At 45.1% G+C, this 24,869-nt stretch carries 15 protein-coding genes; 3 read left to right on the top strand and 12 right to left on the bottom strand.

What is annotated here, in order from left to right:
* Window positions 1-243: 243 nt before the first annotated feature.
* Complete coding sequence (locus ACRHOZ_RS17045) at window positions 244-10,488, bottom strand: Calx-beta domain-containing protein (protein ID WP_431128102.1); 10,245 nt, start codon at window positions 10,486-10,488, stop codon at window positions 244-246.
* A gap of 450 nt (window positions 10,489-10,938) precedes the next feature.
* On the opposite strand from ACRHOZ_RS17045, the gene ACRHOZ_RS17040 reads away from it, so the two are divergent.
* Both ACRHOZ_RS17040 and ACRHOZ_RS17035 read left to right on the top strand, forming a co-directional pair.
* Entirely contained in the window at window positions 10,939-11,487 is a 549-nt protein-coding gene (locus ACRHOZ_RS17040) for a ClpP family protease (RefSeq protein ID WP_431128099.1), read from the top strand.
* 269 nt (window positions 11,488-11,756) lie between these two features.
* Window positions 11,757-13,115 carry an FAD-dependent oxidoreductase gene (locus ACRHOZ_RS17035; protein WP_431128096.1) on the top strand — a complete coding sequence of 453 codons (1,359 nt, stop codon included), beginning with the start codon at window positions 11,757-11,759 and terminating at the stop codon, window positions 13,113-13,115.
* A 33-nt stretch (window positions 13,116-13,148) separates the two neighbouring features.
* Here ACRHOZ_RS17035 and ACRHOZ_RS17030 read toward each other — a convergent pair whose 3' ends face one another.
* Together ACRHOZ_RS17030 and ACRHOZ_RS17025 are read right to left on the bottom strand one after the other, a co-directional pair.
* Window positions 13,149-13,928, bottom strand: a complete 780-nt coding sequence (locus tag ACRHOZ_RS17030; protein ID WP_431128093.1) for a zinc ribbon domain-containing protein — start codon at window positions 13,926-13,928, stop codon at window positions 13,149-13,151.
* A 3-nt stretch (window positions 13,929-13,931) separates the two neighbouring features.
* Window positions 13,932-15,026, bottom strand: a complete 1,095-nt coding sequence (locus ACRHOZ_RS17025; RefSeq protein WP_431128090.1) for a Nif3-like dinuclear metal center hexameric protein — start codon at window positions 15,024-15,026, stop codon at window positions 13,932-13,934.
* 47 nt (window positions 15,027-15,073) lie between these two features.
* On the opposite strand from ACRHOZ_RS17025, the gene lpxK reads away from it, so the two are divergent.
* Window positions 15,074-16,072 (top strand): tetraacyldisaccharide 4'-kinase, encoded by a 999-nt coding sequence (gene lpxK, locus ACRHOZ_RS17020; protein WP_431128087.1) that lies wholly within the window; start codon window positions 15,074-15,076, stop codon window positions 16,070-16,072.
* Here the strand turns inward: lpxK and ACRHOZ_RS17015 are convergent.
* The 9 genes from ACRHOZ_RS17015 to ACRHOZ_RS16975 form a co-directional block, all read right to left on the bottom strand.
* Entirely contained in the window at window positions 16,069-18,243 is a 2,175-nt protein-coding gene (locus ACRHOZ_RS17015; protein WP_431128084.1) for an ATP-binding protein, read from the bottom strand. The two genes, lpxK and ACRHOZ_RS17015, sit on opposite strands and share 4 nt — an antisense overlap.
* Before the next feature lie 44 nt (window positions 18,244-18,287).
* A complete protein-coding gene (gap, locus tag ACRHOZ_RS17010) occupies window positions 18,288-19,298 on the bottom strand; it encodes a type I glyceraldehyde-3-phosphate dehydrogenase (RefSeq protein WP_431128081.1) in 1,011 nt (336 codons plus the stop codon).
* 26 nt (window positions 19,299-19,324) lie between these two features.
* A complete protein-coding gene (lipA, locus tag ACRHOZ_RS17005; protein ID WP_431128078.1) occupies window positions 19,325-20,200 on the bottom strand; it encodes a lipoyl synthase in 876 nt (291 codons plus the stop codon).
* A 60-nt stretch (window positions 20,201-20,260) separates the two neighbouring features.
* A complete protein-coding gene (locus ACRHOZ_RS17000) occupies window positions 20,261-20,821 on the bottom strand; it encodes an RNA polymerase sigma factor (RefSeq protein WP_431128074.1) in 561 nt (186 codons plus the stop codon).
* 30 nt (window positions 20,822-20,851) lie between these two features.
* On the bottom strand, window positions 20,852-21,061 hold the full coding sequence (locus tag ACRHOZ_RS16995) for a membrane or secreted protein (RefSeq protein WP_420398927.1): 210 nt from the start codon (window positions 21,059-21,061) through the stop codon (window positions 20,852-20,854).
* A 72-nt stretch (window positions 21,062-21,133) separates the two neighbouring features.
* On the bottom strand, window positions 21,134-21,892 hold the full coding sequence (locus ACRHOZ_RS16990; protein WP_431128070.1) for an anti-sigma factor domain-containing protein: 759 nt from the start codon (window positions 21,890-21,892) through the stop codon (window positions 21,134-21,136).
* Window positions 21,889-22,455: an RNA polymerase sigma factor gene (locus tag ACRHOZ_RS16985; RefSeq protein WP_138839451.1), complete on the bottom strand. Its 567-nt coding sequence runs from the start codon at window positions 22,453-22,455 to the stop codon at window positions 21,889-21,891. The genes ACRHOZ_RS16990 and ACRHOZ_RS16985 overlap by 4 nt, the downstream gene beginning before the upstream one ends.
* Window positions 22,456-22,647: 192 nt before the next feature.
* Complete coding sequence (gene murB, locus ACRHOZ_RS16980; RefSeq protein WP_431128067.1) at window positions 22,648-23,664, bottom strand: UDP-N-acetylmuramate dehydrogenase; 1,017 nt, start codon at window positions 23,662-23,664, stop codon at window positions 22,648-22,650.
* Window positions 23,664-24,854: a pyridoxal phosphate-dependent aminotransferase gene (locus tag ACRHOZ_RS16975; protein WP_431128064.1), complete on the bottom strand. Its 1,191-nt coding sequence runs from the start codon at window positions 24,852-24,854 to the stop codon at window positions 23,664-23,666. Before ACRHOZ_RS16975 ends, murB begins: the two co-directional genes overlap by 1 nt.
* Window positions 24,855-24,869 lie beyond the last annotated feature (15 nt).

Raw genomic sequence — 24,869 nt, 5'->3', positions numbered from 1 at the left:
TGGAATTTGGGTTTAAATTCTATATCAAAGCAACGGCAAACGGGTGTTATTGAGTAATATAGCCGTTGAATGAACTTGAATAATCGGCCTGAAACAAAGGGTTCGATGAAGTGCATTTTTCTGTGGACGAATGCGGCAAATGACCTGATTTACAAAAGGGCATTGGTCTAAGAAATAGTTCGATAATCGATACAAAAAAAGGCCAGCCTGTGTGGCTGACCTTTCAAAGTAGTTGCAGTTTGTTTAGTTTGCACCAGTTCCCAGATAAATGTATCCGTTCAGTGGTTTAATATCTGTATTTATCACGTTGATGATATAGTAGTACGTGCCTGAAGGAAGCATACCGGAATTTCCAAAGGCATTGCTCGGAGCAAAACCACCCCAGTCATTCTGATAGTTCTTGGATTCGTATACTTTATCTCCCCAGCGGTTGAAAATCATCAGCTCAAAAGAGTAATTACAATATTCTACTCCAGTGATAGTGAACATATCATTGATATTGTCTCCATTGGCAGTAACCGTTTTGGATACAATGATCTCATCTCTACCACAAGGCACACAATCACTGTTTACAATGATGGTGAAGTCTACATAATACTTGCAGGTTCCTTCAGCAGAACTATAGCTAATCAAGTATTCTCCAACTTCCAGGTTGGCTGGATTAAAGATGCTTCCATCCAATACAACCTTACCACTGATCAACTCAAATACCCCATTGGTATCAAAGGATTCAGGTAAATAGTTTATCAAGTTAATGGCATCATCCTCAACGCAAATGTTGATTTCTACTTCCTCAGGTTGAGGTTGCATAACAAAAATCACTTGCTCAAAAGAGGCAGTATTGCCACAAGAGTCGGTCACATCCCAAGTTCTGGTGATCATGAAGTCTTCTGTATCCACCAAGCTAACAGTCTCTTCAGAGAATTCTACTTGATAGTCACCGCATCCACCCATAAAGGTCAATTGAGGAACTTCTGGAATCTCATCACCACAAATTAGGTTGATTTCCTCCTCGTAAGCACTTGAGGTGATAGGACCAGTAGGTTCTATCGTGATAACCTGGGTGTGGATATTGACATTCCCAGCACAATCTTCCGTAGACCAAGTTCGGGTAACGGTATAGCCAGTTGCACAGTTGGAATCATTGGTAATTATCTCATCGAAAGTCACTGCAGTAGTTGTATCACAATTGTCAATCGCAGTTAGAACAATAGCATCAGGAACCTCGTTACACATTGCAGTCATGCTTTGTGGCAAGTTTTCCACAAATTGCGGAGCCTGAGTGTCCTCAACCGTGATTACCTGGGTGTGACTTACAGGATTACCTGCACAATCAGCCGTACTCCAAGTTCTTGTAATGATGTAATCAGAACCACAAGAATCAGAATCCGTAATCTGCTCATCAAACACTACGGTGATATTTGGATCACAATTGTCCGTAGCGGTCAAGATTTCCGCAGTCGGAACATTGTCGCACGACACAGTTATATCCAATGGTAAGGTTTCCACAAACACTGGAGCTGTAGTGTCCTCAACTGTGATCACTTGGGTATGACTTACAGGATTACCTGCACAATCAGCCGTACTCCATGTCCTGGTAATGATGTAATCGGAACCACAAGAATCGGTATCCGTGATTTGTTCATCAAATACTACAGTGATATTTGGATCGCAATTGTCCGTAGCTGTCAAGATTTCTGCTGTTGGAATAGCATCACAGGAAACAGTTACATCCATTGGCAAGGCCTCCACAAATGTAGGAGCAGTTGTGTCCTCCACAGTGATAACCTGCGTATGGCTTATTGGGTTACCTGCACAATCCGCTGCATCCCATGTTCTTGTGATGATATAATTGGATCCACAAGAATCAGTATCCGTGATTTGTTCGTCAAATACTACAGTGATATTTGGATCACAGCTATCAATGGCCGTTAGGACGTCAGCAACTGGAATATTATCACAAGAAACTGTAATATCCGTTGGAAGTACTTCAACAAATGATGGTGCTTGGGTATCTATCACCGTGATCACTTGCACGTGTTCACGAACGTTTCCAACACAATCTGTAAAAGTCCATGTTCGGGTAATGGTATAATCCATGGCGCAGCCATCATCTTGTCCTGTAATGGACTCGTTGAAATCCACTGTAGTTGCACAGGTACTGTTTACAGTAATTACTTCTGCAGTTGGAATTGTATCACAAGCTTCAAGCGTAATATCAGTTGGATAACCTTCATTTCCATCATTATCGATAATGTTAACGGTAGCGGTATCGTTGGACAAGATGTTTACCAAAGAGGTTGAAATATTGGTCAAGACTACCTGGAAGTCTTCCGTACTTTCAATAATGATGTCATCAATAATCGGAATGATTATGTTTTGATTGTTACTATTGGCTGCCCCAAAGGTCAATACCTGAGTGTTCTGGGGAATACCAGTATAATCAAATGCATCTTGAGCCGAACCATTATTGGTATAAAACTCCACGGTAAATTCGTCCTGTACGTCCACATTAAGGCTTACAGGTACTGAAACTGTTCCAGCATCTTCATCAATGTTGATGTTGGTGATATCGAATTGAACCCCGTTGCCTGCACCCCCGTCGTTGTCATTTATGGTACCTGTGGCATTCCCATCTATGATGGAGATAAGCCCGGTCGAAAGGTTGGAAAGCGCGATGGACAGGTCCTCGCTGTTCTCGATAAGGCTGTCGTCAAGTATGGTCACTGTCACGCTGTGCTGTTCGCCGGCGTTACCGGCAAATGCGATGTTCCCGGAGGCGGATGCCACGGTATAGTCGCTGCCCGCAAGGGCGGTGCCATCGGCAATGGCAAAGTCCACGTTGAACCCTCCCTGAACGTCTGCGTTGAGGGAAAGCACGAAGTCAGCGGTACCTGCGTCCTCGTTTACGCTGAAGCCCGCAACGGACACCCCGTTCCCGGCCCCGCCGTCGTTGTCACCTATCGTTCCCGTTGCATTCCCATCGATGATGGAGATAAGTCCCGTTGAAAGGTTGGAGATGGTTATGGACATATCCTCGCTGCTCTCGATAAGCGTGTCGTCAAGTATGGTGACTGTCACGCTGTGCTGCTCGCCCGCGTTACCCACAAATGCTATGTTCCCGGAGGCGGATGCCACTGTATAGTCGGAACCTGCAATGGCGGTCCCATCGGCAACGTCAAAGTCCACGTCAAAACCTCCCTGAACGTCGGCGTTGAGCGAGAGTACGAAGTCTGCCGTACCGGCGTCCTCGTTTACGCTGAAGCCCGCAACGGACACCCCGTTGCCCGCACCACCGTCGTTGTCGCCTATCGTTCCCGTTGCATTCCCATCGATGATGGAGATAAGTCCCGTTGAAAGGTTGGAAAGTGAGATGGACATATCCTCGCTGTTCTCAATCACTGTATCGTCAAGTATGGTGACGGTCACGCTGTGCTGCTCGCCCGCGTTACCGGCAAATGCGATGTTCCCGGTGGCGGATGCCACTGTATAGTCGGAACCTGCGATGGCGGTGCCATCGGCAACGGCAAAGTCCAGGTCAAATCCTCCCTGTACGTTTGCGTTGAGCGAAAGTACGAAGTCTGCCGTACCCGCGTCCTCGTTCACGCTGAAGCCCGCAACGGACACCCCGTTCCCGGCCCCGCCGTCGTTGTCGTTAATGGTACCTGTGGCGTTGGCGTTCAAAATACCTATAAGCCCCGTTGAAAGGTTTGAAAGTGCGATGGACAGGTCCTCGCTGTTCTCGATAATGCTGTCGTCAAGTATGGTGACTGTCACGCTGTGCTGTTCGCCCGCGTTACCCACAAATGTTATGTTCCCGGTGGCGGAGGCCACGGTATAGTCGGAACCTGCGATGGCCGTACCGTCCGCAACGTCAAAGTCCAGGTCAAAACCTCCCTGTACGTTTGCGTTGAGGGAAAGTACGAAGTCAGCGGTACCTGCGTCCTCGTTCACGCTGAAGCCCGCAACGGACACCCCGTTCCCCGCACCGCCGTCGTTGTCACCTATCGTTCCCGTTGCATTCCCATCTAAAATGGATATGAGCCCGGTTGAAAGGTTGGAGATGGTTATGGACAGGTCCTCGCTGTTCTCTATCAGTGTATCGTCAAGTATGGTCACGGTCACGCTGTGCTGCTCGCCCGCGTTACCGGCAAATGCGATGTTCCCGGTGGCTGAGGTCACGGTATAGTCGTCCCCTGCGATGGCGGTACCATCGGCAACAGAGAAGTCCACGTTGAACCCTCCCTGTACGTCGGCGTTGAGGGAAAGCACGAAGTCGGCCGTACCTGCGTCCTCGTTTACGCTGAAGCCCGCAACGGACACCCCGTTCCCGGCCCCGCCGTCATTGTCGTTGATCGTACCGACCGCGTTGGCGTTCAAAATACCTATGAGCCCGGTGGAAAGGTTGGAGATGGTTATGGACATGTCCTCGCTGTTCTCGATGATCGTATCGTCAAGTATGGTGACGGTCACGCTGTGCTGCTCGCCCGCGTTACCCACAAATGCGATGTTCCCGGAGGCCGAGCCCACGGTATAGTCGGAACCTGAGATGGCCGTACCATCGGCAACAGAGAAGTCCACGTTGAACCCTCCCTGTACGTCGGCGTTGAGGGAAAGCACGAAGTCGGCCGTACCTGCGTCCTCGTTTACGCTGAAGCCCGCAACGGACACCCCGTTCCCGGCCCCGCCGTCGTTGTCATTGATCGTACCAACAGCGTTGGCGTTCAAAATACCTATGAGCCCGGTTGAAAGGTTTGAAAGTGCTATGGACAGGTCCTCGCTGTTCTCGATGATCGTATCGTCAAGTATGGTGACGGTCACGCTGTGCTGTTCCCCGGCGTTACCTGCAAATGCGATGTTCCCGGTGGCGGATGCCACTGTATAGTCGCTGCCCGCAATGGCGGTACCGTCCGCAACGTCAAAGTCCACGTTGAACCCTCCCTGTACGTCGGCGTTCAGTGACAGTACAAAATCTGCGGTACCGGCGTCCTCGTTTACGCTGAAGCCCGCAACGGACACCCCGTTCCCGGCCCCGCCGTCGTTGTCGTTTATGGTACCTGTGGCGTTGGCGCCCACAATGGAGATGAGCCCTGTTGAAAGGTTGGAAAGTGCGATGGACAGGTCCTCGCTGTTCTCGATAATGCTGTCGTCAAGTATGGCAATGGTCACGCTGTGCTGTTCCCCGGCGTTACCCGCGAAGGCGATGTTCCCGGAGGCCGAGGCCACTGTATAATCGGAACCTGTAATGGCGGTACCGTCGGCAACGGCAAAGTCGATGTCAAAGCCTCCCTGAACGTCGGCGTTCAGTGACAGTACAAAATCTGCCGTACCTGCGTCCTCGTCCACGCTGAAGCCCGCAACGGACACCCCGTTGCCCGCACCCCCGTCGTTGTCGTTTATCGTTCCCGTTGCATTCCCATCGATGATGGAGATGAGCCCCGTTGAAAGGTTGGAAAGTGCGATGGACAGGTCCTCGCTGTTCTCGATAAGCGTATCGTCAAGTATGGTGACGGTCACGCTGTGCTGTTCCCCGGCGTTACCGGCAAATGCAATGTTCCCGGTGGCGGATGCCACGGTATAGTCGCTGCCCGCAATGGCGGTACCATCGGCAACGGCAAAGTCGATGTCAAAGCCTCCCTGAACGTCGGCGTTGAGCGAGAGCACGAAGTCTGCGGTACCCGCGTCCTCGTCCACGCTGAAGCCCGCAACGGACACCCCGTTGCCTGCACCCCCGTCGTTGTCGTTTATCGTTCCCGTTGCATTCCCATCGATGATGGAGATAAGCCCCGTTGAAAGGTTTGAAAGTGCGATGGACATATCCTCGCTGTTCTCGATCACTGTATCGTCAAGTATGGCAATGGTCACGCTGTGCTGTTCCCCGGCGTTACCCGCGAAGGCGATGTTCCCGGTGGCGGAGGCCACGGTATAGTCGGAACCTGCAATGGCGGTACCGTCGGCAACGGCAAAGTCGATGTCAAAGCCTCCCTGAACGTCTGCGTTGAGGGAAAGCACGAAGTCAGCGGTACCTGCGTCCTCGTTTACGCTGAAGCCCGCAACGGACACCCCGTTCCCGGCCCCGCCGTCGTTGTCACCTATCGTTCCCGTTGCATTCCCATCGATGATGGAGATAAGCCCCGTTGACAGGTTAGAAAGTGCGATGGACATATCCTCGGTGCTCTCGATAAGGCTGTCGTCGAGTATGGTCACAGTCACGCTGTGCTGTTCGCCCGCGTTACCTGCAAATGCGATGTTCCCGGTGGTGGACGCCACTGTATAGTCGCTGCCCGCAATGGCGGTACCATCGGCAACGTCAAAGTCCAGGTCAAAACCTCCCTGAACGTTTGCGTTGAGGGAAAGCACGAAGTCAGCGGTACCTGCGTCCTCGTTTACGCTGAAGCCCGCAACGGACACCCCGTTGCCCGCACCCCCGTCGTTGTCGTTTATCGTTCCCGTTGCATTCCCATCGATGATGGAGATGAGCCCCGTTGAAAGGTTGGAAAGTGCGATGGACAGGTCCTCGCTGTTCTCGATAAGCGTATCGTCAAGTATGGTGACGGTCACGCTGTGCTGTTCCCCGGCGTTACCGGCAAATGCAATGTTCCCGGTGGCGGATGCCACGGTATAGTCGCTGCCCGCAATGGCGGTACCATCGGCAACGGCAAAGTCGATGTCAAAGCCTCCCTGAACGTCGGCGTTGAGCGAGAGCACGAAGTCTGCGGTACCCGCGTCCTCGTCCACGCTGAAGCCCGCAACGGACACCCCGTTGCCCGCACCCCCGTCGTTGTCATTTATGGTACCTGTGGCATTGGCCCCCACAATGGAGATAAGTCCCGTTGAAAGGTTTGAAAGTGCGATGGACAGGTCCTCGGTGTTCTCGATAAGGCTGTCGTCAAGTATGGTGACGGTCACGCTGTGCTGTTCCCCAGCGTTACCGGCAAATGTTATGTTCCCGGTGGCGGATGCCACGGTATAGTCGTCCCCTGCGATGGCGGTACCGTCGGCAACGGCAAAGTCGATGTCAAACCCTCCCTGAACGTTTGCGTTGAGGGAAAGTACGAAGTCTGCCGTACCGGCGTCCTCGTTTACGCTGAAGCCCGCAACGGACACCCCGTTGCCTGCACCCCCGTCGTTGTCACCTATCGTTCCCGTTGCATTCCCATCGATGATGGAGATGAGCCCGGTCGAAAGGTTTGAAAGTGAGATGGACAGGTCCTCGCTGTTCTCGATAAGGCTGTCGTCAAGTATGGTGACGGTCACGCTGTGCTGTTCGCCCGCGTTACCGGCAAATGTTATGTTCCCGGATGCAGATGCCACGGTATAGTCACTGCCGGCGATGGCGGTACCATCGGCAACGTCAAAGTCCAGGTCAAAACCTCCCTGTACGTCGGCGTTGAGGGAAAGTACGAAGTCTGCCGTGCCCGCGTCCTCGTTTACGCTGAAGCCCGCAACGGACACCCCGTTCCCGGCCCCGCCGTCGTTGTCGTTGATCGTACCAACGGCGTTGGCGCCCACAATGGAGATGAGCCCGGTTGAAAGGTTGGAAAGTGCGATGGACAAGTCCTCGCTGTTCTCTATCAATGTATCGTCAAGTATGGTGACTGTCACGCTGTGCTGTTCCCCGGCGTTACCGGCAAATGCTATGTTCCCGGTGGCGGATGCCACGGTATAGTCGGAACCTGCAAAGGCGGTCCCATCGGCAACGGCAAAGTCCAGGTCAAAACCTCCCTGTACGTTTGCGTTCAGTGACAGTACAAAATCAGCGGTACCGGCGTCCTCGTTTACGCTGAAGCCCGCAATGGACACCCCGTTGCCCGCACCCCTGTCGTTGTCGTTAATGGTAATCTCTCCAGAGTTGTCATTAATAACTGGTGTATTGCTACCATTAGACAATTGGACGGTGAAAGCTTCTGTTGCTTCAATAATGTTGTCGTCATTTATTGGAACTGAAATTGAAACCAATTCCCCATGCGTTCCATTGAAATTCAGTGCACCAGAAGTTAGGCTGTAATCCAAGGATTCTACAGCTGTTCCATCAACAGTAGTATGATTTACTGTAAAACCTCCAATAACTTCACCTACATGGAATACTTCCAATGTGGCATTTCCTGCATCTTCATCCACAGTAATATCACTGATGTACAAACCAACAGGATCTCCATTTTCAGTAACAAAAATTTGTTGGGTATGATCAACGGGATTCCCTGTACAATCGGACGCAGTCCATGTCCTAACAATGGTGTAGGTAGTACTTGTATTATCTCCAATATAAGTTTCTGAAAAACTTACACCGGCATTTGTATCACAATTGTCATTTGCAGTGAGTGTTTCTGCACTTGGAATCGCATTGTAAGCAGCAACTGTGTCCGAAGGAAGCGTTTCCACGAAGGTAGGCGCAGTATTGTCCTCAACAGTAATTGTCTGTACATGCTCCGTAGTGTTTCCAGCACAATCCTCCACAGACCAAGTTCTTGTTATGGTATAATCGGAAGGACAGGAATCACCGTCTGTAATTTGTTCATCAAAGGTTACTGCAACGCTATTGTCACAGTTATCGGTAGCGGTTAATACATCTGCAACCGGTACGCTGTCACAGGAAACAGTGGCATCTGTTGGCAATGTCTCCACAAAGGTTGGTGCAGCGTTATCTTCCACCGTAATGACTTGTGTAAATGTATCACTGGTTCTTCCGCAGGCATCTGTGAAAGTCCAAGTATTAGTGTATGTTCCTTCCCCAGGACAACTTGGGTCTGCAACAAAGCTACCTGTAACCTTGTTCAAAGTAAAATTGCAAAATTCAGTTGCTGGTTCAAGGTTTTGGGCTGCGTTCAACGCATCAGTATCATCACAAGAGACAGTAGTGTCCAGTGCATTGGCCGCTGTTGACCAGTTTACCTGATTGGGTTCATTGATGTCTACCACAGTAGGATCAAAGTTACCGATGCCACAACTGTCCAGTGTTCCTGAACTTTGGGCCACTACTGGATTGGTATTGGTTACCCCACTAAAGGTTGCGGTGGCTTGCATGGCAAAGTTTGCGGAACAAGCTGTTTCCAAGAAATGACATTGGTCCTTGATCTGAACATTGAAATCCAAAGTATACAATGGATCTCCTACATCGGTATTGCCATCAGGAACAAAAAAGCGCAACTCCCTTGTGGAAGTATTAAAATTGTATGTTACTCCAGCGGGCAAAGATTCTGTATTCACAAAATCCACCTCTTGTGGAAGGGTGGTATAAATTTCCAGGTTTTGGATATCATCGTTACCAGAGTTTTCAACGCTAAGTGTCATTTGAACGTTGTCACCTGGGTTAAAACCTGTTCCGGAAGTTGAGGAAGTAAAGTTCAAGGCCCCAAGGCTGGGTTCATAAACTTCAACACTTAATCCGAGCAAATAAAGACCATAACTTTCTTGGTCTGAGGTAATTTTAAGGGTAGCTGATGTTTGGTTGTTGTCTATAAACTTGTTTCCAGTGTTCTGCAAATCAAAAACAGCAGCATCAAAACCTAGGGTGTTGGTACTGGCGGGATTTCTATCCGTGAAATCGGCCCCATCTATGGTAATCCGGCTATTAAAGAAGTTGTTACTATCCCTTATTGGGGTAGATATGTTGGACCAAGTGCTGTTGGTATCGAAGATTTGCAACTGGTCACCAGAGATATCCCTGTCGCCTTCAAAAGATCCAAGAACAATATCTGCATTTACATTTCCAGTAGGAACTGTTTGGAACCCGTTAAAATCAAATTCCACCTCTCCTTGTGTTTGTGTAATGTGCACATAGCCATCAAAAAGGGTGATGTTTTTTCCAATCATGCTCGGGTTTTCATAGACAAACACAATTTGCCATCCTCCCGAGGTACCTGTATGCGATCCTGTATGTGAATATAAATCACCTTCAGTTGCTTTCACATTGGCTACCTGGAAATTTCCATAAGGATTGGCCAAACCAACTACGTCTGATGTAATATCCTTGACACATATGTAAGGATCGTTTACGAAATGTTCATCTCTTCCTCTATATATTACTTCATCAGCGGTAATTGTGCTGTACGAAGATTGACCAGGGAGCATGAGCTTTACCTGGTTGTAATTCCAAACAGGTTCAGAACCACCATTACCTGTATTGTCATCAACAGAATACTCCTTGTCAGCCGCTGCCCAATACAACAAGACCTTTTTGAAATTCAAACAGCTAAGGCTTGGTTCCGGATTGGAGAAATTGGCGCTACTGGAATTAAAGGTGGAGGCATCCGAATCGATATCTACAAAAACATTGTTTGAGAAATCGTGGTTACCATCCGTTCCATTGTACGCATTTGTGGCATGACGTGAAAGTACATTATTGGCGATGATTGTCACATCTCCCTTAATGGTTTCTGAATACCTCGGGGTAAATGCTTTTTTAACCTGCCCCATCATGCTGAACGAGAACAAGAGTAAGAAAGAAACAATTACCGATTTAAATGTAGAAGTAGTTTTGCTCTTCATAGGTTTAGATTTGAGATGATCTGTTGTTGGATCGTCCAAACTTTATGAAAGCTTAACCTACTAGGATTGGGTCACTAAAAATGTGCTTTGAAGTAAATCGCTGTAGGTTAAGGTTTTCACTGTTGGATTGGAATTATTAAGATTTGGGTTCATAATTCGTTTCAAAGAAATGCAGGATGTACTGGAATAGGAAAGTTACACGATATAGGTGTTGGATAAATCGATGTACGACGCCTTTTTCGATAAGGTGACAAAATCATAGATAACTGTCAATCAGGTACTTATATCGCTAGTTTTATCGGTAAACGTGTGCAAATTATCGATGTGGGACACTTTTGCTGGCATTTTTTGCTCATGGATGGGAATCCGTTTAGATATGGATATTTCCTTGGGTTAAGGATTTTGGTACTTATAATTTGATTAATTTTGAAACTTTACAAAACACAAAGAATGAGTTCAAAAAAAGGTAAGGTTAGTGAATTGATCCAAGAGAAATTATTGGATGAGCGCAAGGTGTTTTTATGGGGAATGGTTGATGATGATTCGGCAAAACATGTTATTGATCGCTTGTTGTATTTGGATCTTCAAAGCAATGATGAAATTCAACTGATTATCAATAGCCCTGGTGGGTATGTAACCTCAGGTTTTGCTATTTATGATACCATAAAACAAATTAAAAGTCCAGTGTCAACCGTATGTTCAGGATTGGCAGCTTCCATGGGATCCATTTTACTTTCCGCAGGAGAGAAGGGAAGGCGATTTATCCAACCCCATGCAAGAGTCATGATCCATCAACCTAGCGGTGGTGCTCGAGGCCAGGCTTCCAATATTGAAATACAGGCCAAGGAGATAATCAAGACCAAAGAATTGGGTGCTAAAATTCTAGCGGATAACTGTGGACAGGATTATGACAAGGTGATGAAAGATTTTGATCGCGATTATTGGATGGGTGCCGATGAATCCGTGGAATATGGAATAGTGGACGGCATTTTGGAATAAGACTCTTCTTAAAAGGGAAAAAGTCCTTCGCAATAAATTGTGAAGGACTTTTTATATATAGAGACGCCGAAGCGGAATATTTACTATATATACGGCAACTATGGTGCCAAAAGTTCATCCCTACCCAAAAAAACTTTTCACCATAAATTTTTCTTCAAGAAAAAGACCTGTGCACATTAGGTGGCACTGGTGTCTAAAAGACAATACGGCATTGAATACTACCTATTTTCCGTACTTTTATAGTTTAACTAGAATAGGCCCACGGGCATATGACACAGACTCCAAAAAATATTGCCATCATCGGTTCTGGATTGGTGGGTTCCCTCTTAGCTATATTTTTAAGAAAAAAAGGACATTCGGTAACGGTATTTGATCGTAGACCGGATATCAGAACTATAGAATTTTCAGGTAGGTCCATTAATTTGGCCATGAGCAATAGGGGCTGGAAGTCGCTCCGCAAGGTAGGGCTCGAAGAAAGTATTAGGGAAATAGCAATTCCCATGGACAAACGGGCCATGCATGTCTACGACAAGCCTGTTTATTACCAGAATTACGGCAAAGATGGGGAAGCCATTTGGTCCATATCCAGAGGGATTCTCAATAGAAGAATGATCGATTTGGCGGAAGAGGCAGGGACGCAGTTTCGATTCAACGAAAAAGTGTGGGATGTGGATCTTCCAGAAGCCAAGATATATACCGGGGAAACCGTTAAAAGTGCTTGGAAGGAGTACCAATTTGACCTGATTTTTGGATGTGACGGGGCCTTTTCACGGGTTAGGCATAAAATGCAACGCCGTAGTAGGTTCGATTACTCACAGGATTTTATTGATGTAGGCTACAAGGAGCTTACCATTCCACCCAATCCGGACGGTACCCATAAATTGGGTAAAAACTCATTCCATATTTGGCCAAGAGGCCAGTTTATGCTCATTGCCTTGCCCAATATTGATGGGAGTTTCACCTGTACATTGTTTCTACCTTTTGAAGGGGACGTTTCTTTTGATAAGATAAAAACGGAGGAAGATGCGAAAACTTTTTTCGAAACCTACTTTCCCAACGTTCGGAAGGAAATAGAGAATCTTACCCAGGATTTCTTTAAGAACCCCACCAGTGCCATGGTTACCATGAAGTGTTATCCCTGGACCTATTGGAACAAGGTTGCCCTTGTTGGGGATTCTGCTCATGCCATTGTTCCTTTTTATGGACAGGGTATGAACGCTGGTTTTGAAGATATTTATCAGTTGGATGAGCTCATGGGTCAGTATGGTGATGATTGGGACCGCATTTTTGGGGAGTACCAAAAAATGCGCAAACCCAATGCAGATGCCATTGCCGAGCTCAGTTACCGAAATTTCATGGAAATGAGCAGTAAAACTGCCGACCCCATGTTCTTATTGCAAAAGAAAATTGAAAAACATTTTGCTGCCAAACACCCTGATAAATGGATTCCGGTGTATAGTAGGGTTACTTTTTCAGATAGGCCTTATGCAGAAGCACTGGCCATAGGGGACGAGCAAGAAAAAATTATGCAGGAGGTAATGAAACTTCCCGATATCGAGTCCAAGTGGGATTCTGAAGAAGTTGAAAAACAGATTTTGAAACTGCTCAACAATAAAAAAGCCACCTAAAAAGGTGGCTTAGTTTTTACTTTTCGGCCCAAATTAGATTTTGGTAAACAATTCTTGCATTCTTGCTTGCTCTTCCTCAGCCAATAATGGATCTACCAAGATTCTTCCACTGTGCTCATCAGTAATGATTTTCTTTCTGGAAGCAATCTCTACTTGAACTTGGGGAGGGATGGTAAAGAAAGAACCACCGGAAGCGCCTCTTTCAACAGGAACCACGGCCAAACCGTTTTTCACATTGTGGCGGATTCTCTTGTAGGCCTGAATCAAGCGCTCTTCGATTTTCTCCTCAAATTCCTCTGACTTCTTTAAAAGTGCTTTTTCTTCTTTTTCAGTTTCGGCCAAAATAGCGTCCAACTCACCTTTTTTATGCTTTAGGTGACCTTCTCTTTCGGTCAATTTTTCCTTGGTTTCGGAAATGACCTCTTTTTTCTGCTCTATTTGGGCCTTAAATTCTTTGATGTTCTTTTCAGCCAATTGAATTTCCAATTCCTGGAACTCTACCTCTTTGCTCAAAGAGTTAAACTCACGGCTATTGCGAACATTCTTTTGTTGTTCAGCATATTTTTTGATCAATGCCTTGGACTCCTCAATGAGATTTTTCTTGGCCGCAATCTCAAAATTTACGGTTTCAACGTCGGTCTTTAGCTTGTCCATTCTGGTTTTAAGCCCCAGTACCTCATCTTCCAAGTCTTGCACCTCCAAAGGAAGTTCGCCCCTAACATTGCGTATTTCATCAACCCTGGAATCGATAAGTTGTAGATCATATAAAGCTCTTAACTTTTCTTCCACGGTGTTTTCACTTTTGTTCGCCATATATTATAAATACTTGATGGGATTTGTAATGCTCTCCGATAAAGAGATTGCAAAATTAGGAATTTTTTTGATAAGATAATCAACCAATAAATCTTTTGTAAACTGCTCAGTTTCAAAGTGCCCAATATCGGCAATGACCAATCGCTTTTCGGCCTGATAAAACTCGTGATATTTGATGTCCGAGCTTACAAATATGTCAGCTCCAGACTTTAATGCCGCTTTAATGGCAAATGCTCCACTGCCCCCTAAAACAGCCACTTTTTTCACCTTTTTTCCCAACAACTCGGAATGCCGGACCACAGATGCATTCATTTTTTTCTTCAAGTACTGGAGAAATGCGGTTTCCTCCATTTCATTTTCCAGCGTACCCACCATACCCATACCAATGTCTTGATTAACGTTCTGAAGGGTAGTTATCTCATAGGCAACTTCTTCATAGGGATGGTTGGCAAACAGGGCATTCAGGATGGCTTTTTCCTTTTCAAATGAGAAAATTACATGGATTTGCACCTCTTTTTCATAATGTACTTGGCCAATGCTGCCCACAGAAGGGTTGGTTGAATCACCTGGTTTAAAGCTTCCGGTACCTTCCGTACTGAAACTACAATCGCTATAATTTCCAATTTCACCGGCCCCTGCCTTGAACAAAGCGGATTTAACCGTATCCACAGCTTCCAAAGGTGCATATGTGGTCAGTTTTTTGATGGTTCCTTGTTTCGGTATCAAGATTTTTGGGTTTTGGATACCAAGCACCTCGCAAATTTTGGCATTGACTCCCACTTTACTATTGTCCAATGCCGTGTGCATGCTGAAGATGGCAATGTTATTGGCAATGGCTTTGAGAACCACCCGCTCCACATAAGTACTCCCTGTTATTTTTTTTAGTCCTTTAAATATGATGGGATGAAAGCTAACAATGAGGTTGCAATTCTTGGAGATGGCTTCATCAACAACTGCCTCCAAGGTGTCCAAGGTCACTAATATACCCGAAACTTCTTGGTTGCGATCACCTACCAACAGTCCCACATTGTCAAAATCCTCGGCATGGGAGAGTGGGGCCAGTTCCTCCAGAACATTTGCGATTTCCTGTACGGTCATAGAGTTCTTCTTAATGGGCTAAAGATAAAATATTATATTTTCGCCCTATGCTTCAATTCCTCCGGAAAATAGCGTTTCCGTTTTCCATGATCTATGCGTTGATCGTCCATATCCGCAATTATTTGTTCGATTGGGGTGTTTTTAAGTCGATTTCCTATAGAACACCAACCGTTTGCGTAGGCAATCTAAGTGTGGGAGGAACAGGAAAAACGCCTATGATTGAATACCTCATACGCACTTTGTCAAACCACAAAATTGCTGTTTTGAGTAGGGGATATAAGCGAAAGTCCAAAGGATTTTTGCTGGCAACACCTTTTTCAACGGTTGCGGAATTAGGGGATGAACCTTTTCAAATCCATCAAAAATTCCCGAATGTTTTTGTTGCTGTGGACGCAGACCGAAGAAATGGGATTGCGCAATTGGAAGAATTGGTGCAACCGGATGTAATTCTTTTGGATGATGCCTTCCAACATCGAAAAGTAAAGCCCAAGTTTTCCATTTTGTTGACCGCCTACGGTCAGTTATATCCCAAGGACTGGTATTTGCCAACAGGTAACTTAAGGGATGCCAAGCGTGAAGCGCGAAGGACTGATATTATTGTGGTTACTAAATGCCCTAAAAACCTAGCTAAAACAGAAAAGGATACCATTACAAGTCTTTTGCGTCCAAAACCCCACCAACTGGTTCTTTTCTCCCATCTTTCTTATGCGGAAAAGCTTAAGGATGGCAAAGGTAACGAGCTTGCTCCTTCAGAATTAGGGGACCAGAATATTGCTTTGGTGACTGGAATTGCCTCGCCTGAACCCTTGGTTCAGCATTTAAAGGAATTAGGAATCGATTTTCAGCACTTGGCCTTTGGGGATCATCACAACTTTTCATCTGATGAGATTGAAAAGTTTAAGCAATACGATTCCGTACTCACTACGGAAAAGGATTTCGTTAGGCTTTCTGGAAAAGTTGAGCCTCTATATTACTTGGAAATAGCCCATGAATTTAATCTAGAAGATGGAAATCGGATGAAAGAAGTAGCTGGAAGCCAGCTCTAAACCAGGCCTTCCATTTTTTTCTTGAAGATGTTCTCCCCAATTTTCTGATAGAAAACTTCTGGTTTGAACGGTTTGGTTACTACATCGTTGCACCCAGCCTCATAGAAGCTGTCCAAACTATCATCCAAAGAAATGGCTGTTAGCGCAATAATGGGGATTTCGTCATCAAACTTTCTGATCTGTCTTGTAGCTTCCTCCCCACTAATACCTGGCATATGAATGTCCATCAGAATGGCGTTGTAGGTGTTGGCCTTCGCCAAATCAATGGCTTCATTACCATTGTTGGCAATATCGCAAGTAATTTCCTTTTTTGTAAGCATCTTTTTGGTAATCACCTGATTGATCTTGTTGTCCTCCACAACCAAGAGGTGCAGACCTTTAAAATCGAATTCCTCGGGATTGAGCTCAAAGGCCACCTCGTCCATTGCGTTGTTGTCGCATTTCAAGTCAAGCTCAAAGAAGAAGGAACTACCCTCGCCCAGTTCACTTTCTAGGTGGACCTTGCTACCAAATAACCCTAGAAGACTTTTCACAATGGTCAATCCTAGGCCGGTACCGCCATATTCCCTATTTATCTGAATAGATCCCTGCTCAAAACTGTCAAAGATGTTCTTTTGCTGATCTTCCGAAATTCCAATTCCATTATCCTTGACCTCAAAGTAAAGTTTGACCTCATCTTCCTCCTTGCGCAACATTTTGGCAATGACCTCAACCTTGCCATTTTTGGTAAATTTCAGTGCGTTGCCTACCAAATTCATGAAAATTTGGGAAATCTTGATGGGGTCACCCAAGAGCTGCTGTGGAATATTTGGGTCGTAATCCAGCACTAGAGTGGTTTTGTTTTCACTGGCATTTTGCTGTAGCGAATCCACCACATCGGCCAACACTTTATGTAATTTGAACTCAATATTCAACGGTTCCAGCTTATCCGCATCAATTTTATTGATCTGAAGGATGTCATTGATGAAATTCAGGAGGTAGTCCCCGGAGAATTTAAGGGATTTTAGATGTTCCTTTTGATGATCCGCCGGATTTTCCTCCAAGAGCAAGTGCGTAAGCCCTGTTACCGCATATAGCGGAGTTCGTAACTCGTGGGTCACAGTGGACAAAAAGTTGGTCTTGGCCTCCATGGCAGAAACCGCAGAGTCACGGGCAAGCTCCAATTCCTTGTTCTTGGTATATAATAAATCGTTGGTTTTTAACTTTATCTGGTTGTTTCGGAATAAGGAAACGGCCAAAAGCGAAATTATAGTCAAAAACGCTGATGTTAATATGGCAGTTATCTCAGAACGGTTCTTGGATTCGCTTAATTCCTCATTTTTGGCAGTAAGCTTGTTGATTTCGTTCATTTGGTGCTCAAACCGTATTTTATCGGCGGTCTTGGTCTCCAATTGTACCTTTTCAATATTGAAAATGGAGTCTCTAATTTTCTCAAGTACCTTGGTGTAGTTCAAGGCCTGGCTAAAGTCTCCCGTTTTTTCATAAATGGAGGACAAACTCTGGTTGGCTGCTTTTACTTCCTTGAAAAAACTGTGCTTTTCCGCCAGTTCCAATGCCGCCTGTGAGTGTATCACCCCTTCTTCCAAATCGTTGAGTTCCATGCTTATTTTGGCCAACTGCAGATTGGCCTTGGTAGCCAAATAGGCACGCTCCTTATCATCGGAATTGACAATTAATGCATGGAGATTTTTAATGGCATCCTCGTACTTTTCAATATTGGTGAAGATGTAGGCCTCCAAAAGCAGGATATTATTCCCCAAGTTACGGTTGTTGCTGAGTTTTCTGCTTTCCTCTAAAAGCTTGAGCGATTGAAAATTGTTCCCTTCATCATACCGCAGTGCAGCATCCAGATAATTATGAAATGCTTGTCCGTACGAATAGGAAAGATCCTTTAACAGGATACTGGCTCTGTCCCAATAAAAAATGGTGGTTTCCCGATCCCCTTCTTCAAGGAATAAACGGGCGTATTGATGGTAGGTGTCCAATAAAAGCTTGGCATCCTCATTGTTCTCTGCAATTTCCGCCGCCTGATCCAAGGTTTCCAGGGCTTTTTCAATCTTGTTCTGATGACGATGAACCATGAATTCATCGAAAATAGCCTGTACCTTTTCAGTGGAACTTATATCATTTTGACCAAACGAAATCTGGGTGCAAAGGAAAATGCACAGCATAAAGCATCTTAAAACGCCAAGATGTTTATATATCAGATTCGAGGTCAAACGTAATTTTTCTTAATAAACAAAGCTATTAAATCAATAATTCTGGAACAATATCCAGTTTCATTGTCGTACCATCCGATAATTTTCACCATTTTCCCAATAACGGAGGTCATCAAAGAATCAAACGTACAAGAATAGCAACTATTGTTTATATCGATGGAAACAATGGGGTCTTCGGTAAAATGCAATACGTTTTTAAGTTCGTTATTGGCGTAATACTTAAAAGTACTGTTTATTTCGGCAATTGAGGTATCTTTTTTCACATTGAAGGTAATATCCGTCAACGAGCCATTGGGAACAGGAACTCGAATGCCACAACCTCCAATAACATCAGATAAATCCGGAAAAATCCTGGTCAATGCCTTGGCAGCTCCGGTGGTCGTGGGAATTATGGACTGGCCTGCTGCCCTGGATCTCCGCAAATCTCTATGAGGTCTGTCGTGCAGACTTTGGTCAGATGTATACGAATGTATTGTAGTTATATATGCTTGTTCAATACCACACAGCTCGTTGACCACTTTGATCATGGGGGCTGCATTGTTAGTTGTGCAGGAAGCATTGGACACTATATCGTCCTCTGGCCCTATAAAGTCCTCATTGACCCCGAGAACTACCATTTTGATGTTATCTTCTACGGGTGGAACGGATAAAATCACTTTTTTGGCCCCATTTTTTATGTGAGACTCCAAATCCGATTTGGTTTTGAACTTTCCTGAGGCTTCCACCACAATATCCACTTTGTGCGCATCCCAAGCAATTTGGCTTGGATGATTGTGATTTAGAACGGCAATTCGTTGATTTTCAGTAACAATATGATTCCCTTCTGCGGTTATGTCTTTTGAAAACACACCATGAATGCTATCATACTTTAGAAGATGGGCCAAAGTCTTGGCATCTGTAAGGTCATTAATCGCTACCACATTGATATTGGGGTGCTGTTGCAGTAGTCTAAAAAGTGTTCTACCGATACGTCCAAAGCCATTAATGCCAATGTTGATTTGCTTCATAACAGGAGAAATGTGTAGGGTTGGTCTTAGTGGATATGCTTGTGGGCTTTATAGGAGGAACGTACCAAGGCACCACTTTCCACATGTCTGAAGCCCATTTCCAGACCAATTTCCTCATACTTTTTAAACTGTTCAGGTAAGATGAATTCTTTGACAGGCAAATGTTTTTTTGAGGGTTGGAGGTATTGCCCAATGGTGACCACATCCACATCAACTTTCCGAAGGTCTTCCATGGTCTGGATTACCTCCTCTTCCTGTTCCCCAAGCCCTAGCATAATTCCGGATTTGGTTCTATTGGCTCCATTTTTTTTCAGGTAATTGAGCACTTCCAAACTTCTTTCATATTTGGCCTGGATGCGCACCTCGCGTGTAAGCCTTTTAACCGTTTCCATGTTATGCGAAATCACCTCTGGGGCAACCGCTAGAATACGATCCAAATGTGTTTCGATACCCTGAAAATCGGGAATTAGGGTTTCCAAGGTGGTTTCCGGGTTCATTCTTCGGATTGCTTTCACGGTTTCGGCCCAGATAATGGATCCCATATCCTTTAGGTCGTCCCGATCCACGGAAGTAACCACCGCATGCTTAATATTCATGATTTTAATGGAACGCGCCACCTTTTCCGGCTCGGCCCAGTCCACACTTTCGGGTCTGCCCGTTTTAACGCCACAGAAACCGCAGGAACGGGTGCAAATATTTCCCAGAATCATAAAAGTGGCTGTGCCTTCACCCCAGCATTCACCCATATTGGGGCAGCTACCAGAGGTGCAGATGGTGTGCAAGTCGTACTTGTCCACCAAGCCCCGTAGCTGGGTGTATTTTTTCCCTGTGGGAAGTTTAACCCTTAGCCATTTCGGTTTTCCTTTTGGGGGGAGAACATTTTCTTGAGTGACTGTGCTCATAAAAGAAATTTGAAGTGCAAAGATACGAAACTGGGCAGGAAACCAAGCGCTTTGAACGCGCTAGTGCTTTTGGATAATCTCGGCCAAAAGTTTCTTGGCACGCAGCAATTTTACCTTAATGTTGTTGACAGGTTCATTGAGTTCCTTAGCGATTTCGGCATAACTCAATTCATTGAAATACCGCAGATTGATCACTTTCTGGTAATGGGGCTTCAATTTTTTGATATCACGTAGCAAATTGGCCAAGTTTTGCTCTATGATCAATTGGTCTTCAACGGAAGGGGACTCGTCCAGTACCTTCTTTACTTCATCACCATGACTGTCCATTTCATCCAGTAGGCTTCGCTTGCGTTTTCGGATGAGATCCACATGAAGATTTTTGGAAATGGTGATAAGCCAGGTCTTGAACTCATAGGATTCGTCATAGGAGTCAATCTTATCAAAGGCTTTGGAGAAGGTACGAATGGTGATATCCTCGGCATCGTTCTCATTTTTAGTCCGCGCCAATTGAAAGGCGTATACCTCGTTCCAAAAGGAATCCAACAACAAGCTGAAGGCCATTTGGTTACCATTTTTGGCCTTGTGAATGTTTTCCTTGATGGATTGCTCCGTTTTGTTCAAAAAATTGAGATTTACCAAGTAGGTTACGAGCTATTGCAGCTCAGGAATGGAATCCTTCTTGCATTCCTGCTCACTGGGAAGTTTACCACAATATCCACAGGCCTCTCCTTCTTTGTTCAGATACGGGTTTTGACTTGCACAGGTGCCTGCAAATTTGCCGTCTTTTTTGGACCAAATCTTTATTGCAATTCCAGCAAAGGCAAGTGCTAGGAGACCAATGGTCAATAATGCTAACTTCATATTCCAGCTTTTGCGCAAAGGTACAAAATACCCAGCTAAAGCGGTTACGGTTAACGTATTTTAAACAAATACTTAGTAGTTGATATTGGCTACAATATTCTTAACGGTAGGGGAAGTATTCCCACCTTCTGGCTCAATGGTAATATACCCAATGGCATTGTCTGCATAAGGAAGGGCCAAAAGCTTGTCCTTATCCTCAAATTGCTTGATTACACCAAGGTTTACCAGTTCACCATTGACTTCTGCCCACATCTGGAAGCACTTGTTTTCCGGTAGCTCTGGAACATTGCTCACATTGATGTAGGAAAGCTTCTTAACAGGATTGATGTAGGCCACTGCTTTAAGCTCCTTGCCTTCTTTTTTACCGTTAAGCCTGTATCTTTTGGTGGCGGGGTTGTTCAGGACAATAAATTGGTTACGAACATCCTCCAATTGGTTTTTCATATTCTCCTCCAGATACTTGATCTGGTTGGTCACCAAAGTATTTTCCATCTGCAGGTTTTGGTTTTGGTTCCAGAAGAAATAGGAGGCTCCTGCCAATATAAGAATGGCCACACTGGCGGCTATACCGTAACTAAAGAATTTGCGACTGACCGCTTTTTCCCTTTTTGCGCTGTGCAAAATGATTTCCTTAAGACCTTCAGGGGTTTTTCGGGCATACATTTTGGCAAATGTCTCCAAGTTGTCCTGCAATTGGTTATAGGTATCCCTAACCTCCGGATACATGGTTATATAACGCTCGGCTTGAAGCGTTTCATCCTTGGAAGTTTCACCCAAAAGATATTTTTCCAATATATCGGAATCCAGAAATCGTTGTACTTTTTCTTTCATGACAATAAATTTATTAGTAGGAGAAGGGCCATTGAGGTGCCGTAAATCTTACCAAGCTCCCTCAATCCAATTTTGAGCCTGGACTTGATCGTTCCCAGAGGAATTTCCAGTTCGTCACTGGCCTCTTGCTGTGTCATCCCCTGAAAAAACAGGGCCTCCAGCACTATACGATACTTATCTTCTATTTTATCCAAGTTCTCTTGGACATCCATAAATTCGGGCCTAATGCCACTTACTCCTAGATTATATACGTCAGAAACGTCTATTTGGACTTCCTTGTCCGCTTTATTATTGATACTTCTTAGTTTGTCAATGGCTGTATTTCGTGTAATTCGGAACAACCAGGTAAACAGTTTGGCTTTTGAAGCGTCATAAGAATCCGCTTTTTTCCAGATTTTAACAAAACTCTCCTGCAACACATCCTGGGCCAAATCCTCATCCTTAACCACTTTGTAAGCTACACCAAACAGCGTATCCCCATAATTATCATACAATAGCGAAATCGCCTTATCATCCTTTTCAGCAAGTAAGGAAACAATATGTCTTTCAATTAGTGTACTCATCTAGGGGCTGTTGGCTAAATTTTGGGGGCAAAAATCTAAAATAAGCTTTATCTCGTATATAAGGTAACGCTAAGTTAGAAAATCGATTATTCCACGGCGTTAAATTATTGCTTAAAGAACATACTTGTAGAAGTATTTAAATTTTGGTTAGTTTGGTTTGGTATAACCCCTGTTATTGATGCAATGCAGGGGTTATTTTATGATGTTTACCTCTGGGGTGATTTTAATCTTGAATTTTTTTTCCACCTCTCTCTGGACTTTTTTCGCTAGATCCAAAATTTCCTTGCCCGAGGCGTTTCCATAATTGACCAATACTAGAGCTTGCTTTTCGTGCACACCGGCATCGCCAAATCGCTTGCCCTTAAACCCACATTGTTCGATCAACCATCCAGCGGGAATCTTGAATTGACCATTGTCCACCTGATAAGAAGGAGCATCCGGATTTTTTTTCTTGAATTTTTCAAAGGTTTTCTTGGAGATCACGGGGTTCTTAAAAAAACTTCCGCTATTTCCAATTTCCTTGGGGTCTGGAAGCTTACTTTGTCGAATGGCAATAACAGCATTGGAAATATCCTGAATGGTGGGGTAGATCACCCCATTTTTCTTTAATTCCTCTTCTATGGCTCCATATCCTGTGTTCAGTTGGTGATTTTTCTTGGTCAGCTTTAAGGTTACCGAGGTAATAATGTACTTTCCTTTACCTTCATTCTTAAAAAAAGAATCCCGATAGCCAAAATTGCAAGCTTCTTGGTCAAATGCCACCAACTCCATAGTATCAATTTCCATGGCCGCACAACTCACAAAAACATCCTTGAGTTCCACACCATAAGCACCAATATTTTGGATGGGGGCCGTCCCCACATTTCCTGGAATCAGTGAAAGATTTTCCAAACCTCCAAAACCGTGCTCAAGAGTCCAAAGAACGAGTTCATGCCAGTTTTCCCCAGCCATAACCTTAATCTGTACTTCTTCATCGGTCTCCTCCACCACAGAAATACCCTTGAGGTTGATGTGCATTACCAAAGCATCAATATCCGCAGTAAGCAATACGTTGCTACCGCCACTTAGAATAAACTTGTTGGGATATGCCTTTAACTCCAGGACTCGTTGCAACTGGGCCAAGCCATTGATTTCCACAAAAGAGCGTGCGGCAACATCAATACCAAAGGTATTGTAATTTTTAAGGGATATGTTCTCCGCAATGTTCATTAATTAGTGTACTCTTTCAAGGCCGCACCTAAAATACGGACTGCTTTGACCAATTCTTCTTGTTCCAGCACATAGGCTATTCTAATTTGGTTTTTTCCTAATCCTTCCGAAGCATAGAATCCTGCTGCGGGGGCAACCATAACCGTGGCTCCGTCCATTTCAAACTTTTCCAACAACCATTGCGCAAAATCGTCTGAATTGGAAATAGGCAGTTCTGCAACACAGTAGAATGCGCCTTGGGGAACGGCCACTTTGACCCCTTCAATTTTTTGAAGTTCGGACACCAAAATATTCCTACGTTCCACATATTCGCTGATTACGGCATCAAAATAGGACTGCGGGGTGTCCAATGCAGCTTCACTGGCAATTTGTGCAAAAGTGGGAGGGGATAGGCGGGCTTGGGCAAATTTTAAAGCCGTCTGAATAACCTCTTTGTTTCTGGAGACCAGGCATCCAATACGTGCACCGCACATGCTATAGCGCTTGGAAACCGAATCTACCATAACCGCGTGGTTCTCTAATCCTGGCTCCTGAAGAATGGAATAATGTTCTCTACCATCATAGGCAAATTCTCTGTACACCTCGTCTGCAATGAGAAACAGATTGTGTTTTTTCACCAGCTTTGCCAATTGCTGGATTTCTTCCTTGCTATACAGATATCCCGTTGGATTTCCTGGATTACAAATAAGAATGGCCTTGGTTTTGGGCCCGATCAATTGTTCAAACTCTGCTATTGGTGGTAAGGCAAAATTGCTCTCAATGCTGGATACAATGGGAACAACCTTTACACCTGCCGCCGTGGCAAAACCATTATAATTGGCATAAAAGGGTTCTGGAATGATGATTTCGTCATCTCCATCCATAATGGTGCCCATAACAAAGGAGAGCGCTTCAGATCCACCAGTGGTCACAATAATGTCACTCGCATTAACCGATATGTCGTTTTTGGCATAATAATCTGCAATTTTCTCACGGTAGATCTCAGAGCCTTCCGTCATGCTATAGGCCAATACCTCAATGGTATGGTTCCGTACGGCATCCAAAGCTACTTGGGGCGTCTTGATATCAGGTTGCCCAATATTCAAGTGGATGACATGGGTTCCCCTTTTTTTGGCTGTTTCGGCATATGGAACCAATTTACGGATGGGAGAAGCTGGCATTCGCCTCCCTTTTTCAGAAATAGTTGGCATGCATTAAATTTTAGG

The organism is Flagellimonas flava, from assembly GCF_050617915.1.
Lineage (GTDB): Bacteria > Bacteroidota > Bacteroidia > Flavobacteriales > Flavobacteriaceae > Flagellimonas > Flagellimonas flava_A.
This window is presented reverse-complemented; position numbering and strand designations above follow the sequence as displayed.

Excerpts from the sequence above, each read along its gene's own strand:
- ACRHOZ_RS17045 (WP_431128102.1), bottom strand. The coding sequence starts at position 10,488 with ATGAAGAGCAAAACTACTTCTACATTTAAATCGGTAATTGTTTCTTTC.
- ACRHOZ_RS17040 (WP_431128099.1), top strand. The coding sequence starts at position 10,939 with ATGAGTTCAAAAAAAGGTAAGGTTAGTGAATTGATCCAAGAGAAATTA.
- ACRHOZ_RS17035 (WP_431128096.1), top strand. The coding sequence starts at position 11,757 with ATGACACAGACTCCAAAAAATATTGCCATCATCGGTTCTGGATTGGTG.
- ACRHOZ_RS17030 (WP_431128093.1), bottom strand. The coding sequence starts at position 13,928 with ATGGCGAACAAAAGTGAAAACACCGTGGAAGAAAAGTTAAGAGCTTTA.
- ACRHOZ_RS17025 (WP_431128090.1), bottom strand. The coding sequence starts at position 15,026 with ATGACCGTACAGGAAATCGCAAATGTTCTGGAGGAACTGGCCCCACTC.
- lpxK (WP_431128087.1), top strand. The coding sequence starts at position 15,074 with ATGCTTCAATTCCTCCGGAAAATAGCGTTTCCGTTTTCCATGATCTAT.
- ACRHOZ_RS17015 (WP_431128084.1), bottom strand. The coding sequence starts at position 18,243 with ATGCTGTGCATTTTCCTTTGCACCCAGATTTCGTTTGGTCAAAATGAT.
- gap (WP_431128081.1), bottom strand. The coding sequence starts at position 19,298 with ATGAAGCAAATCAACATTGGCATTAATGGCTTTGGACGTATCGGTAGA.
- lipA (WP_431128078.1), bottom strand. The coding sequence starts at position 20,200 with ATGAGCACAGTCACTCAAGAAAATGTTCTCCCCCCAAAAGGAAAACCG.
- ACRHOZ_RS16995 (WP_420398927.1), bottom strand. The coding sequence starts at position 21,061 with ATGAAGTTAGCATTATTGACCATTGGTCTCCTAGCACTTGCCTTTGCT.
- ACRHOZ_RS16990 (WP_431128070.1), bottom strand. The coding sequence starts at position 21,892 with ATGAAAGAAAAAGTACAACGATTTCTGGATTCCGATATATTGGAAAAA.
- ACRHOZ_RS16985 (WP_138839451.1), bottom strand. The coding sequence starts at position 22,455 with ATGAGTACACTAATTGAAAGACATATTGTTTCCTTACTTGCTGAAAAG.
- murB (WP_431128067.1), bottom strand. The coding sequence starts at position 23,664 with ATGAACATTGCGGAGAACATATCCCTTAAAAATTACAATACCTTTGGT.
- ACRHOZ_RS16975 (WP_431128064.1), bottom strand. The coding sequence starts at position 24,854 with ATGCCAACTATTTCTGAAAAAGGGAGGCGAATGCCAGCTTCTCCCATC.